This is a genomic window from Micromonospora sp. DT43, from assembly GCF_049841645.1.
GTDB lineage: Bacteria > Actinomycetota > Actinomycetes > Mycobacteriales > Micromonosporaceae > Micromonospora.
In genome coordinates this window covers 126089-139168 of the sequence record NZ_JBNCKR010000008.1, presented here as the reverse complement: position 1 = coordinate 139168, position 13080 = coordinate 126089, and the positions used below count along the sequence as shown (strand labels likewise).

Sequence of the window (13080 nt, the reverse complement as noted above, 5' to 3'; positions counted from 1 at the left end):
CGCATCTCCACGTGGCCGCAGCTTCGCCACTGCCGCGTGGTCACGCCTCGGAGTCGCTGACATCGGATGCCTCCCGCCCGATCGGCGAGGCGGGAATCTCCGGTGGCCGTCCCCGGCTCCGCAGCGCGTCGAGGAACGCGACCAGGGCCAGCACTCCGGCCACCACGCTCAACCCGACCATCGGCGTCCACCGCGCCAACGCCGGCGTGCTCAGCAGCAGGGCCGCCAATCCGATGATGCGGGAGCGGGAGAGCCGGCCGAAGACCTCGTGCTCCAGCCGCAGGCGGGCGACCAGGAAGAGCATCGGACCGCCCGCCACGAACAGGAGCCAACCGGGCCGCGGCTGCCCGAACGGATGATCGATCACCAGCTCGTAGCCGACCGCAGTGACGAGCACGCTGAGCACGATCAGCAGATGCGTCCGTTCCGACACCGCGCCCAGCCGGCCCGGCATGGACGCCCGATCCAACGCGTCGGTCAGCAGCAGACCGGCCCGGTGGAAGTAGATCCGCCAGAGCAGCGCGCTGGTGGCGAACGCGACAGTGAAGGCGCACGCGCGCTCGACGGAATAGTCCGTACCGCTGAAGACCACGCCGATGACCAGAATCGACTCACCGAGCGCGATGAGAAACACCTGCTGGTAGCGGTCGGCGAGATGCGTTCCCGCGATCCGCCAGCGGCCCACCTTCGAGGCGCCGAGCCATGGCAGCGGCCAGCCCAGGGTCCAGGCAAGGTAGTCGACGGCGAGCGCGGCGCCCCACAGCCACAGGCGCAGTCGATCCGGACCCAGCGCGCCGGCCAGCCACAGCGGCGCGCTCGCCGACGCCCACACGGCAAGCCGGAACGGCACCAGCCGTCGCGGGTGGCCCCGCAGCGCGGCCGCGACCACAAGCGGCCGCACCACCATCACCATCAGGTACGCGACCGCGAACGGCAGCGCTCGCTCCTCCATGGCGCGTGGCAACGTCACCGCCATGATCAGGCCGGCGAACATGGTGCCGACCACGACTGCCTGAATGAGCGGCTGCTCTGGTTCGTAGCGACTCGTGATCCAGGCGGTGTGCGACCAGATCAGCCAGAGTGCCAGAAAGAGCAGCACAGTACGTCCGAACCCGGTGACGAGCGCCCAGCCAGCGTCATCGCCCAGGCCGGCGAACCGTTGCGAGACCCGGGTGAGGGCGACCACGAACGCCAGATCGAAGAACAGCTCCAGGAACGTCGCCCGGCCCGAACTGGTGAGAGGACGCAGCAGTTCGGCACCCCGATCCGCCGCCATCGTCCGCCTCCGTCCGCCCCCTGTCACCAACGAGTCGGCCGGCAGTGGAGTTGCGTCAGCCCATATCCCCCCGCAAGACACCTGGTGTGAGCGGCCGCGACTGGGCGAGCAGGCCATGGCGCCCGCAGATCAGATAGGGACCGGACTGTCAATGAGCGAATCGCGATTTTATTGAGGCCACGAGCGAGCCGGAACTGCAAGATATTGAGATTGCCGTCTCTGCTGGCGGAATTCCTGGCCGACGAGGGAAACACGTCTCTATGCTTGCCGCCGACCGCACTGCGGCTCGTCCGGGCCGAGGGACACCAATACGAGGATTTGCGAATGCGCCGGAAGTCTGCCCCGAGCAACGGCACTGCCAGCGTCAGCGACGTGACAGCGGAAGGCCAACCACCGGCCTCCACGACGGAGGACGTCGCGCGCCGATCCGCGGTAGCCGAGGAACAGGCGTTTCTCGACGTGGCCACGGCCCGCCGCGACAGGCTTGTCGAGCACCTGCAGGTCGAGCTTGCGGCAGAGGCCCTGGACGCGTTGGAGCAGGCCCGCCAGCGGATGCTCCGCCAGCAGTACGACGAGCTCCGGCATGCGGGGGGAGGGCTGGTCTTCGGCCGCCTCGACGGTCTTGATGGCACCGTGCGCCACGTGGGCCGTGTCGGTCTCCGCGACGACGCCGAGGACGGTGAGCCACTGCTTGTGGATTGGCGGGCTCCCGCAGCTCGGCCGTTCTACACCGCGACTGCTGTCGACCCACAGGGCCAGGCACGGCGCCGGCACATACGTACCACGGGATCCGCAGTCGTCGGCGTGGACGACGAGCCACTGGACGGAACCGCGACTGCGGAACTCGTCGGCGAGGGCGCTCTCCTGGCCGCCCTCGACCAGCGGCGCACCGGCCGCATGTCGACCGCGATCTCCACTCTGCAACGCGAGCAGGACGAGATCATCCGGGCGGAGGCGACCGGTCCGCTGATCGTTCAGGGCGGTCCCGGCACCGGCAAGACCGTGGTCGCTCTGCACCGCGTGGCGTACCTGCTGTTCACGTACCGAAAGATGGCCGAGCAGGCGGTCCTGGTCCTAGGCCCCTCGCCGCGGTTCCTCCAGTACATCGCCCAGGTGCTGCCCGCGCTCGGTGAGACCGCCGTCGTCTCGGCGACATGTGACACCCTGCTGGCCGACGTTCAGGTGGGCCGCGACGAGAGCCGGCGCCTCGCCGAGATCAAGGGCCGCGCCCTCTGGCAGCCCGCGCTCGAAAGCTACGTCGCGTCACTGCTCCCCCGCCCGCGCGAGCTGAAGATGCGCTGGGAGGGCGAGTTCTACGTCATCCCCGCCGCAACTGTGGCGCAGGCGCTCGCGTCGGCGGTGCAGGGACGCCCGTACCACCGCGCCCGCGCAGCGTTCGCCGAGCAGGTGCACCACCTCCTCGCCGATGTCGTCGCCGAGCAGCGCGAGGCGCTGATGGACGAGATGGAGGAGGGCTTCGAGGACATCCTCGCCCGCGTCGACAGGGGCATGGGGCACGATCCCCACTCCACCCGGAGGTCCACCGGCAGCGACATCGACGGCCTGCTGTCCGAGGAGGAGATCGACCAGCTGCGCGGCCGGATCGCCGAGAACGCCGCCATCGCCCGGTTCATCGAGGCATGGTGGCCCACCCTCCACCCCGAAACCCTGCTAGACGATCTCCTGACCGACCGCACCCTGCTGGGCCGCTTCGCCCCGCAGCTGTCCCCCGAAGAGATCACCGCCGTCGCCGCCGAGCCCGCCGGATGGGCACCAAGCGACATCCCTCTGCTCGACGCGCTCGCCGAGCTGCTCGGCGAGGTCGACGCCCCGCAACCGCAGGGCGAGTTCGTCGCCGACCGCGCGCGCCGGCAGCGTGGCTGGGTGTACGGCCACGTCGTCATCGACGAGGCGCAGGAGCTGTCCGAGATGCAGTGGCAGATGGTGCTCCGGCGCTGTCCCAGTCGCTCCATCACCGCCGTCGGCGACATCGACCAGGCGGAGGCGGCCCACCGGCACACCAGCTGGGCACAGGCGGTGCAGGCCGCTTTCGGAGATCGTTGGACCGCAGCGGAACTCACCATCTGCTACCGGACCCCGCGTGAGGTCATGGACCTCACCGGACCGGTCCTCGCGAAGGCTGGCAGCCACAACACACCACCGCGGGCGGTACGCTCCGCCGGCATCGCCCCCTGGGAACGCACGGTCGCACCCGCTGAGCTTGTCGGTGCTGCCGCCGAAGCGGTGCGACAGCTACGGCAACGGTGGCACGGCGGCACCGTCGGCGTCATCGCGCCCGCCGACCGCATCGCCGAACTCCGCGCCGTGCTGAGTGATGTGCCAGTGCTCACCGCGACCCAGTCCAAGGGATTGGAATGGGACGCGACGCTCCTCATCGACCCCCAGGGGATCGCTGCCGAGCCGCGCGGCTGGAACGGCCTCTACGTCGCGCTCACCCGATGCACCCAGGAACTCGGGCAGCTGACCCTCGCGCCGCGCTAGTCACCCAGCCGAGCGTCCTGCGAGCACCCGGTCCCCGGTTTTGTTTGGCTAGCTTGGCTGGCATGGGACCATAATGATCATGTGGGCGAGGACTCTGAGGTAGCGATCGCCGCGGTACGACGCTACGCCGCCGTTTTGCGGCGCATCCGCTCGCGCTTGTTCGATGCCTACCCCGATCTCGGCGACGTCACGGGCCTGATGACGGCGGTGCGGCACACGAAGATGCTCCCGCGCGAGGGCACGTCGAGCACAGGCGTGAAGTACTCCGTCCACGGCGCCGGTTGTCTCATGATTGATGAACAGGGTCGGGCGGTCGACGTCGACCTGGTCGGTGGTGTCGAGGCGTTCGACGCCTGGCGGATCAGATGGTTCCTCGACGAACAGCCGGACGCCCGACCCTCGATCGAGGAGCTGCGCACAGCCTGCGCTCACCTCGCCCACACCGGCGAACTGCTGGAGGTGCAGGCAGGCAGCTGGTACGCCCTCCCCGATCGTTGAGCATCGGGCGGCTGAACGCTAGCTCGGAAGGTGCCTCACCTCAGCGGTCGGGCGACAGGAACCATTGCCCCGCCACCTCCCACCGACGGCACGAGAGGGAACAGCGTAGGGCGCGTGCAAAGCGCTGACGCCGACAGCATCGCCGGGTTCGGATCCATCGGCCACTTCACAGGTCGGACCACCAGCGCGCCGCCCGGAGCCGGCACCGCCGGACGCATCCGCAGTTGCGGGTCTCTGCGGTGGAGATCAGGTTCTGTCGCGGAGACGGCGAGCTTCGATGTCGCGCAGCACATCGGGGTCCCACTGGCCGGCGTTCCAGTCTTCGCTTGTCGGAGTGGGCGAGAGCGGCCACGCCGGATCTTGCCCGGCAACCGGCGAGTAGTGCCCGGCGACGACTCGGTCGACGTGGGCCATCAGCCGCAGGACTCGCGCCCGGCTGTGCAACATGCCCCCGATCAGCGCGGCAGCTCCAAGGGTGCGTAGGGCCGCCTGACCGAACAGGACGGCCGGGGCGGTTCGGTCGGTGGCCAACCAGGCGATGACGGCGCTGAGGATGAGGCACGAGGTGAAAACGCGCGTGCCCCAGTGCCGGCTGTACGAGCGGCCCGACGAGCCGTGCAACTGGGCGAGCTGGCGGGTGCCGCGGCCCCAGATCAGCCCGCTGACAACCAGGCCGATGATGGCGGCGAACAGGGTCAGGTTGGCCAGGACGAAGCCGATCGCTGCGGCAGTGCCGGACGCTGTCAAAGGCCGGGCGCTGTCGCTCCGGATGCTGCCGAAGACTGCCGCGGCGATCGCGGCCAGGACGTAGAGGATGGCGAACCCGATTGTGAACCAGGCCGCGACGTTCCAGCCTGCTGTCCTGGGTTCGGGTGGAGGTGTTGTAGACCGGCACGTGTGGCCTTGGCCGAGGTGTTCGAGTTCGGCTCCGCATGTCGTGCAGTGCAAAGTGTTCTCCTGACCGGCGCGGCCGAGACTTCGCTAGGCCAAAGGATCCACAGGCTTGGCGCGTAGAGGATCATGCCCGCTCGGTGCCGATCGGGCGACCCCGCCTCCCCTTGTCGTAGAGGACCGCTGTGCCGCGATCGCGGGCCGAAGACAGGTCGCCTACTGCGGCGGCAGGCTTGGCAGATAGAAGTGTGGCAGGGGCCGGCTCAGCATTCGCCCGGGGCTCTCCCCGGTCAGACGACGAAAATCGTTGATGAAATGGCTCTGGTCGTAGTAGCCGGCGGCCAACGCGACGGGGGCAACGCTTCCTGGCGCACCCAGCAGCATCGTCCGGATCACTCGTTGGAATCGAGCCAGCCGCTGGAACTCCTTGGGCGACACTCCGGCGGCGGCTGCGAACCCCCGACGGAGGTGCCTGGCGCTGATGCCCAGCGTCGGCGCCAGGTCCTGCAGAGACGTCGAGGCCGGGTGACGGTACAGCTGTTGGACCGCAACCATGATGCGCGGGTCTGTACGGCGGATCGGCTGGCGTTGTAGCAGTCGTTCGGCCCTGGCCGCCTGTTCCGTGAAGTCATCGGCGCCGTCGAGAACAGACGCGAGCTGGCGGCCGACCGGCCCCAGAAGGTCACCGATGTCGACTACCCGATCGATCAGGTCTTCCACTGGAATATCGGTCAGATGGGCAAGAGCGCCGGCTCGCAGGCGGACGGCGGTGAAGGCAACGATTCCGTCAGACGTCAGACGCCACCGCCTCCGGCGCATACACAGCAGGTGGGCCCGGGGTAGCAGGACCGAACCTTCGGTGTCGTGCGCGGTGATCGGCGCGCCTCGGTGGACGATCAACTCCGCGCCGGTGCCCGGAAGGAGCGCCGGCAACTCACTCGGTGCGCCTTCCCAGGTCCAGATCCGATCGACGTACCGTGCGAGCTGCCGCCCAACCGGCACAAAAGCCCTGCGCACGATACGGATCGTAGCTGGTTCACCGGGCTCGGTCGGTTTCTGCTCCGTCGCGATGGGCCATCGAACAAGGTCCGGAGCGCGCCAGCACGCAGTCGATGGCCGATTTTTCCTATCGGTTCGCCTGGCAGACGACAACCATGACCGTCATGACGGTTGTATTCGCCACCCTGAAAGCGCGTCCGGAGCGCGTGGACCAGGTACGGAACGAGCTTCTGGAACTCAAGCGGTTGACGAATGTGGAGCCGGGTGCGCTCGGCTACGCGGTCTACGGTGGGGCCGACGGGGTCTTCGTGGTCTTCGAACGTTACGTCGACCAGGCCGCCTGCGATGCCCACTTCGCCGCCCCGTACGTGAACGCGTTCTTCGCCCGCGTTCCGGAACTGCTGACCGACGAGCCGCAGGTCCAGTTCGTCGACGAAGTGACCACGTCCAGTCGATCGTGACGCGATTTCCAACGCACAAGGAGGTGAGCGGGATGCAGGACCGTGTGCTGGGCGAGGGCCTCGTCGTTTCCGCTGTGGGTCTGGGCTGTATGGGGATGACCTTCGGCTACGGCACCGTCGCGCGCGAGCGGGCTGTCGCCACGATAGAGCGGGCGCTGGAACGCGGGATCACGTTCTTTGATACCTCCGACCACTATGGCTCCGGCACCAATGAGTCGCTGGTCGGCGAGGCACTCGCCGGTCGGTGGGGTGAGGTGCGGATCGCCACGAAGTTCGGGTCGATGCCGGTCCTCGATCCGGGACGTGTTCCCGACGGCAGGCCCGAGCAGGTGCGTCTCGCGGTGGAGGGTTCACTGCGCCGGCTGGGCGTGGACACCATCGACCTCTACTATCTGCACCGGGTAGATCCACTTGTGCCGATCGAGGAGACCGTCGGCGCAATGGCCGAACTGGTGGTGCAGGGCAAGATCCGGCACCTGGGTCTCAGCGAGGCCTCGGCGGAAACAACCCGTCGCGCCCATGCGACACACCCGATCACGGCAGTCCAGAGCGAGTACTCGCTGTGGAGTCGCGACGTCGAGGCTGAGGTGCTGCCCACGTTGTGGGAGCTCGGTATCGGGTTCGTGCCGTACAGCCCGCTGGGCAGGGGCTTCCTGACGGACGCGATCACGTCGGTGGAGCAGCTCGCGGCGGACGACTTCCGGAGGGTCAGTCCTCGTTTCCAGGGTGACAACTTCCTCCACAACCGCCGCCTGTTGGATCCGTTGCGCAGCGTCGCCACACGCGTCGGTGCGACGCCGGCTCAAGTCGCGCTGGCCTGGGTGATGACGATGTGCCCCGCGGCCGTGCCGATTCCCGGCACCACCAGGCCCGAGCGGGTCGACGAGAACGTGAACGCGCTGCGGGTGAAGCTCAGCGACGCGGACCTGGCCGACCTGGACTCCACCTTTCCACCTGGAGCGTCCGCCGGAACGCGCTGGCCCGAGCACATGATGGGCCTACTGAACGGCTGACGATGGCGGCGCGCCCACCGGCGTCCGTCGTGACCGCACTCGGTCAGTCACCCATCTCCGCCAGAGGCGGGTGGACCGCTCTGTTTCCGCACCGCTGCCGCGCAGCTGAGCAGGGCCCTGGCCAACTCTTCGGCCCGGTCCGCCGACAACCACAACGACCCATGGGGCACATCGTCATCAGGACCAGCCAACCCAGCCGTCAGGGTCTCTGCTGGCACTTCGACGTCGAGGCGAACGAAATGATGCCCTCTGCTGTAGCCGACGAAGGCATCCAGATACCGGTCATCATCGAATGTCACCGCTGCATGCTGCCACAGCCGGTCGCCATGCAACGGATCTTCGACGTTGAGGCGTGGTCACCCGGGGTCCCGGCCCACCCGATACCGGCCTGACACAGGGCCGTACCCCACGCTGCGCTGTCGTGACCGGGGCGAGGCACGGGACCGCGCCCCGCCCCGGATTGGATCAGAGTTCCCGGTAGTAGACGGCGACCGGCAGTGGCGTGCAACCCAGTGTTTCGTACAGGGCTCGGGCGGGCGCATGGAATTCGTCGCCGCCCGTGCCGATCGTGACGACGTCGGTGCCGAGTTCCCGCATCGCGGCGAACGCGTGCTCGCACAGTACGGTGCCCGCGCCGAGCCGGCGGTGCTGCGCGGACACGGCGAGGATCGTGACGCTGCCATTTCGGTGCTCAGGCTCCACAGCCCAGGCCACGTAGCCGGCGATGGCGCCGTCGATCTCGGCGACCGCGACGTACCGGTGCTCGGCGGGGTCGTGGAGTTCGGCGACCTGCTTGACGTAGTCGTCGCGCCACCTGCCGTGCTGGTTGGCGAAGACGACCTCACCCACGAGAGGGCGGAAGGAGTCTTCGTAGAACGGCCCGAACGTCTCGATTGTCAGTTCGGTGAGCCGGGTCAGGTCATGCTGAAGAAACGAACGGATACGCATATGAGTGTGCCTCTCGAGCTGAGGTTCTGAAAGCCAACAAACCGGGCATCAGATGGCCAGCAAGCGGCCGGAACGACGGCGAGCCGACCCTCAGCGGCGGGTGCGCCAGGCGGCGAAGCAACTCATGGTCGGAATCCTACCGAGCGGTGCAATCGCACCCAGTGGCCGTCAGAATCGCTGTGCCGGGGCGTCAGGCGGCTGCTCACCGCGTCGGGCGGACCGGACCGGGGCGATGCGGGGTCGGCCGACCCGAAACACCGCGAGCGGAAGGCCTGCGATCCGCTCGGCGAGCCGAGCGGCGGTCGCGGGGCAGTCGATGAGCTGGCTGAGCGGATGGACCGCCAGGCCGTGCCGTGCGAGAGCCAGCCACGTCCGCAGCAGACGTCGGCCCGCGCTGATCCGGTCTTCGTCGGCGGCGGCGAGGAGGACCAGGGCGCTGCCGTCGTAGCGCAACAGGCCGCGGCCGCTGGCGGCCAGCAGCGCCGGCAGGCCCAGCCGGCGGGTGACCGGGTACGCGCGCAGCGCGGCGGACAGCACGCGCGCTTCGGTCCGGGACAGGCTGAGCGCGCGGTCCGTGAGTCCGTCGAGGTGATAGCGAGGATGGCGTGGGCTCAGGCGCAGCCAGTCCCGCAGCTCGGTTGCGACGGCGGGTGTGCCGAACATCCACCTGTCGGCGACGACCAGGTCCGATACGAGATCCCGGGCCGGGACGTGGGCGATACCCGGCTCGAGATCGGCGAGGACGGCGTCGTCGACGTACCCGGGTGCGTATGGACCACGGGCGACCCGGCGGGCCTCGATGTCGGCGATCGTGAACGGAGTCGTGTACCGATGTGCCGCGGGGACCAGTCGTGGACCGGGTGCCACGGTCACGGTGAGGCCGAGTTCGGCGGAGACGATGAGGCAGGTCTCGACGAACGCGCCGATGCCGAGGGCCAGGTCGCGTCCGGTCGGGTCGGAGTCGGGCAGGCGGCAGGCGGGTTCGACGTCGATACTGATCTCGTCTGCGTGGTACTCCGGTCGCCACGGCTGCGTGTTGTGCGCGCTCGGTGCCCGGCGGCAGATCGCCTCGGTGGCCCGCAACTGCTCGACCCAGCTCACACTGCTCCTCGCTCGTAGAAGGCGTACCCGTGCAGTGGCCGTCCGCCCGCGCGCCGGTACTGAGCGGCCGAGGCGACGTTCGTCCGCTCGACGAAGGTGCTGCGCAGCGTTCGGTAGCCGTTGCGGGCGAGGTTGCGATGCAACTCCCGGGACAGCAGCGTCAGGTACCCGTTGCCCTGCTCATCGGGCACCGTGCCCTTGATGATGAGGACCGCGTCCCGCCGGTATCGACCGCGGGTGGCGAGAAGCCGAAGCTGATTGAGTACGCCGAGACGGCCGCCGACGCGCATGAGGTATTCGGAGATGTCCGGCACGGTGACGACGAACGCGACGGGTCGGCCGGCCTTCTCCAGCCAGAGGAGCAGCCCCTCGTCGAGCAGGAACGCCAGGCCGTCGGTCTGTTCCGCCAGTTGCTCGGCGGAGATGTCGGTGTAGTAGCCCAACTGCGCGAAGCTCGCGTTGAGCATTTCGCGCAGGATCGGTAGTTGGCTGCGCAGGTGCCATCGGGAGCCGTGCCTGATGACGAGCCGTTCGGCGGCGATCCGGGCATCGTCGAAGGCGAACCCGTGGTCGGTCCCGGCCGGAGGACCGGCGGCCTGCCGAGCAGCAGTGGCCGTACCGTCGAGGTCGACGAGCCAGGTGTCGGCCTCGAAGCGACGGTGGAAGCCGTGCCGCTCGTACATGTCCGGGTAGTAGGCGGGGTTCCACGCCGAGTCCACGAAGCCACGCTCGGCGAAGCCGGAGGTGATCACGCCGCCGGTCTGGTTGGGCAGCAGGGCCACCGGCCCGAACAGTTGTCGACCGTCGGCCCGGCTCTCGACCGCGTCCATGATGGTGGTGAAGACGTCGTCGTCATCGACGAACTCGGTGTGCCCGAACAGCTGCCGCGGGCCGACCTTGGCGTCGAAGGGCGCGCTGCGGTGCATGCTGGTGCGTCCCACGACCTCGCCGCTTCGGTCGCGGACCACGAACAGCTCGGCGGCGCCGCGGTGGGCCGCGATGACCGATGACAACAGGGGTACGTACCTGTCGCGCGGGTGGAGCCGGAGCGGAAAGTCGACGAATGCCGCCAGGTCGGCCCGCGACTGCACGGGATCCAGTCTCATGAGCGGTGCACCGGCGGGCCGGACGTCTCACGCGAGAGCGGGGTGAAGGTCGGTATGTGGGCCATGCCGTCGGACTCGGCGCGCCAGATGCCGTTGCTGTAGCCCTCGGGCTCGGCGTTGTAGAGGCGGATGTAACCGCCTGTCGCGTTCTTCGTGCCGTGATCGGTCACCCAGCACATGAGGTCACGGTGATGGCGGCTGCGGGCGAACGTCAGGAGCGCGTCCCGGTCGCTGAAGAAGGCGATGGTGCCGAGTGTGAACGGGAACTGGTAGTAGACGGTGTGCCACCGGTACCCGTCCATCCGCCGCATCTGTCGGACCATCCTGAACCAGGTCCGGGTGAGCGTGAGGATCGAGCGCGGCCCCCGGTAACGGGTGGCGCCGACGAACATGGCTGTCGCCTGGCCCACCGCCGGCGCGGCGGAGAAGTCGGTGGTCCTCATGCCGGCACGCCCTTCACCAGGTAGACGTTCTTGATCTTCGAGGCCGCGTCCGCGAACGGGCCGGTGCCGTAGTCGTGGACCTCCACCCGCAGGTCCGCCGCCGACGGGTCCTCGGCGAGGGACTCGGCGAAGTCCCGGCTGACCTCGGCGAGGTGGCGCAACACTCCCGCGCGGCAGGTGTCGGTGAGGGTTCGCCGCTGCGCCGGGTCGAGCGTCAGGCCCTCGCGGAGTTGCAGGTTGACGACAGGTCGACTCTCCAGGTCGGCCTGCTCGGTCACCGCGAGGCAGAAGCTCTGCAGCAGGTGCGCCTGGGGGTTGCCGGCGTAGAGGCCGTACTCGACGTCCTGCGGGTAGATGTTGGCGCCCATGTACGAGATGGTGCTGTCCTTGCGGCCGTACAGGAACAGCAGTGGTAGACGCATCCGGTCGACCTGCCAGGCGCGGTCCGCGGCGGCCCGCGCGGCGGGGTCGGCGATCGCGGCCAGGACATCCGGGTACGAGATCAACCGGCCCTCGTCGCCGATGTTGTAGCGGACGCGGGGATTGAGCACCGCCGTCGAGTTGATGGTGCAGAGCACTTCGTTGTCCGCTGTGGTCTCCAGGTACGTCTCCAGCGGGTTGTACTGGAAGACCATCGGGAGCCGGTGCTCGTCGGCGCCGAGCAGGGCGGTCCGCAGTGCGGCGTCGGTACGCAGTTGTCGGCGGACCCAGACGCTGAAGTCGCTCTCCCCGGCCATGCCGATGGTCAGGTCGCTGGCCCCGTAGCCGGAGCGCACCTTGACGAAGCGTTCCTCCAGGTAGTCGCGTAGCGCCTCGGTCATGCCCTCACCGCCGACAAGTCCACTGATGCGGTACTCGGCCCAGGGGAAGCCCTCGGCGTCGAGCTTGTCGCGTAGGTGCTTCAAGAACGGCGGGTAGGCGGTGACGATGTAGTCGAAACCGGGGCCGAAGTACAGCAGGGTGTCGACGATCTTGCGCAGGTCGGGGCCCGTGTTCTTGACCATCGCGATCGCCGACATGGCGATGCCGGTGTTGGTCCCGGTGGCCCAGGCGCCCATCGAGTACGCGTTGATGACGAACCGCCGCTTCGACGGGAACACCATTGTCGCGTAGCCGGCCAGGTTCTTGTGCACCGAGCGCAGCTCGCGGCGGCTGCGGATCCAGTTGAACGGCTGGCCGGACGAGCCCGACGACTCGTCGACCACGCTGCCGGCGATCTCGATCTCCCCGTGCCGACAACGCTGCGCCTCCGGGTACGCCTGCACGTACGACCGTTTGTCGGTGGGCGGGTATGACGACAGATCGAACCAGCGGAACCGCCAATGGTGGCGGCGGAGAAAATCGCCGTACGCGGGAACGTCGATCGCGGCGAACTGGCAGGTCATCCAGGCGTGCAGCCGGGCGAAGCGCCCCATGTAGGGACGATACTGGCGTGCGGTGAGCCGCCACACCGCCGGATGGATCCGGTAGAGGGTGTAGAGCCAGGTCAGGGCGAAGCTCGAGGCCCGCAGGGTCCACCGACGCAGGAATGTCACCACGCGGCAACACTATTGGTCGGTCGAGCCGGCCACCTGATGGCGGGTACTCAGCTGTCCTGAGTATGCGAACGAGGCGTTGGATCCGCTCGAGAGGCGGCCGGGCCGTCTCGGCGTTGTCCGCGAGTACCACGACGTCGGCACACCCCGACGCCAGCGAGGCAACCGAGCAGTTCCCGGCGCTGCTGACCACCCCGATGGAGGCTTCTCGCATCTCGACACGAAGGCCGTCGACGAACAGGAGCTTGAACGCGTCGCCAGACCGCGGAACGCACCCTCCAGATGGCGTACGGCGGGCGCGACTGGT

Annotated in this window: 12 protein-coding genes; 4 read left to right on the top strand and 8 right to left on the bottom strand. The window is 68.5% G+C overall.

Annotation, left to right across the window (positions count from 1 at the left end):
• Positions 1-40: 40 nt before the first annotated feature.
• A complete protein-coding gene (locus ACLQ26_RS20415) occupies positions 41-1276 on the bottom strand; it encodes a low temperature requirement protein A (RefSeq protein ID WP_425745942.1) in 1236 nt (411 codons plus the stop codon).
• Between the two features lie 210 nt (positions 1277-1486).
• Here ACLQ26_RS20415 and ACLQ26_RS20410 point away from each other — a divergent pair, with 210 nt between their 5' ends.
• Both ACLQ26_RS20410 and ACLQ26_RS20405 read left to right on the top strand, forming a co-directional pair.
• A complete protein-coding gene (locus tag ACLQ26_RS20410; protein ID WP_425745941.1) occupies positions 1487-3778 on the top strand; it encodes a HelD family protein in 2292 nt (763 codons plus the stop codon).
• An 81-nt stretch (positions 3779-3859) separates the two neighbouring features.
• The gene (locus ACLQ26_RS20405) at positions 3860-4276 is read left to right on the top strand and encodes a DUF6896 domain-containing protein (protein ID WP_425745940.1); all 417 of its coding nucleotides are present in this window, start codon (positions 3860-3862) and stop codon (positions 4274-4276) included.
• Between the two features lie 246 nt (positions 4277-4522).
• Here ACLQ26_RS20405 and ACLQ26_RS20400 read toward each other — a convergent pair whose 3' ends face one another.
• Positions 4523-5224, bottom strand: a complete 702-nt coding sequence (locus tag ACLQ26_RS20400) for a hypothetical protein (RefSeq protein ID WP_425745939.1) — start codon at positions 5222-5224, stop codon at positions 4523-4525.
• A gap of 159 nt (positions 5225-5383) precedes the next feature.
• Positions 5384-6184: a helix-turn-helix domain-containing protein gene (locus ACLQ26_RS20395; RefSeq protein ID WP_425745938.1), complete on the bottom strand. Its 801-nt coding sequence runs from the start codon at positions 6182-6184 to the stop codon at positions 5384-5386.
• Positions 6185-6279: 95 nt separating this feature from the next.
• On the opposite strand from ACLQ26_RS20395, the gene ACLQ26_RS20390 reads away from it, so the two are divergent.
• A complete protein-coding gene (locus ACLQ26_RS20390; protein WP_425745937.1) occupies positions 6280-6627 on the top strand; it encodes a putative quinol monooxygenase in 348 nt (115 codons plus the stop codon).
• A 32-nt stretch (positions 6628-6659) separates the two neighbouring features.
• Positions 6660-7640: an aldo/keto reductase gene (locus ACLQ26_RS20385; RefSeq protein ID WP_425745936.1), complete on the top strand. Its 981-nt coding sequence runs from the start codon at positions 6660-6662 to the stop codon at positions 7638-7640.
• A 465-nt stretch (positions 7641-8105) separates the two neighbouring features.
• Here ACLQ26_RS20385 and ACLQ26_RS20380 read toward each other — a convergent pair whose 3' ends face one another.
• The 5 genes from ACLQ26_RS20380 to ACLQ26_RS20360 form a co-directional block, all read right to left on the bottom strand.
• The gene (locus ACLQ26_RS20380; RefSeq protein WP_425745935.1) at positions 8106-8588 is read right to left on the bottom strand and encodes a GNAT family N-acetyltransferase; all 483 of its coding nucleotides are present in this window, start codon (positions 8586-8588) and stop codon (positions 8106-8108) included.
• A 168-nt stretch (positions 8589-8756) separates the two neighbouring features.
• Positions 8757-9689, bottom strand: a complete 933-nt coding sequence (locus tag ACLQ26_RS20375; RefSeq protein ID WP_425745934.1) for a hypothetical protein — start codon at positions 9687-9689, stop codon at positions 8757-8759.
• A complete protein-coding gene (locus tag ACLQ26_RS20370) occupies positions 9686-10795 on the bottom strand; it encodes a hypothetical protein (protein ID WP_425745933.1) in 1110 nt (369 codons plus the stop codon). Before ACLQ26_RS20370 ends, ACLQ26_RS20375 begins: the two co-directional genes overlap by 4 nt.
• A complete protein-coding gene (locus ACLQ26_RS20365) occupies positions 10792-11238 on the bottom strand; it encodes a DUF4188 domain-containing protein (protein WP_425745932.1) in 447 nt (148 codons plus the stop codon). Before ACLQ26_RS20365 ends, ACLQ26_RS20370 begins: the two co-directional genes overlap by 4 nt.
• Complete coding sequence (locus ACLQ26_RS20360) at positions 11235-12776, bottom strand: phenylacetate--CoA ligase family protein (protein WP_425745931.1); 1542 nt, start codon at positions 12774-12776, stop codon at positions 11235-11237. The genes ACLQ26_RS20365 and ACLQ26_RS20360 overlap by 4 nt, the downstream gene beginning before the upstream one ends.
• Between the last annotated feature and the right edge of the window lie 304 nt (positions 12777-13080).

Excerpts from the sequence above, each read along its gene's own strand:
- ACLQ26_RS20390 (WP_425745937.1), top strand. The coding sequence starts at position 6,280 with ATGGCCGATTTTTCCTATCGGTTCGCCTGGCAGACGACAACCATGACC.
- ACLQ26_RS20380 (WP_425745935.1), bottom strand. The coding sequence starts at position 8,588 with ATGCGTATCCGTTCGTTTCTTCAGCATGACCTGACCCGGCTCACCGAA.
- ACLQ26_RS20385 (WP_425745936.1), top strand. The coding sequence starts at position 6,660 with ATGCAGGACCGTGTGCTGGGCGAGGGCCTCGTCGTTTCCGCTGTGGGT.
- ACLQ26_RS20370 (WP_425745933.1), bottom strand. The coding sequence starts at position 10,795 with ATGAGACTGGATCCCGTGCAGTCGCGGGCCGACCTGGCGGCATTCGTC.
- ACLQ26_RS20365 (WP_425745932.1), bottom strand. The coding sequence starts at position 11,238 with ATGAGGACCACCGACTTCTCCGCCGCGCCGGCGGTGGGCCAGGCGACA.
- ACLQ26_RS20415 (WP_425745942.1), bottom strand. The coding sequence starts at position 1,276 with ATGGCGGCGGATCGGGGTGCCGAACTGCTGCGTCCTCTCACCAGTTCG.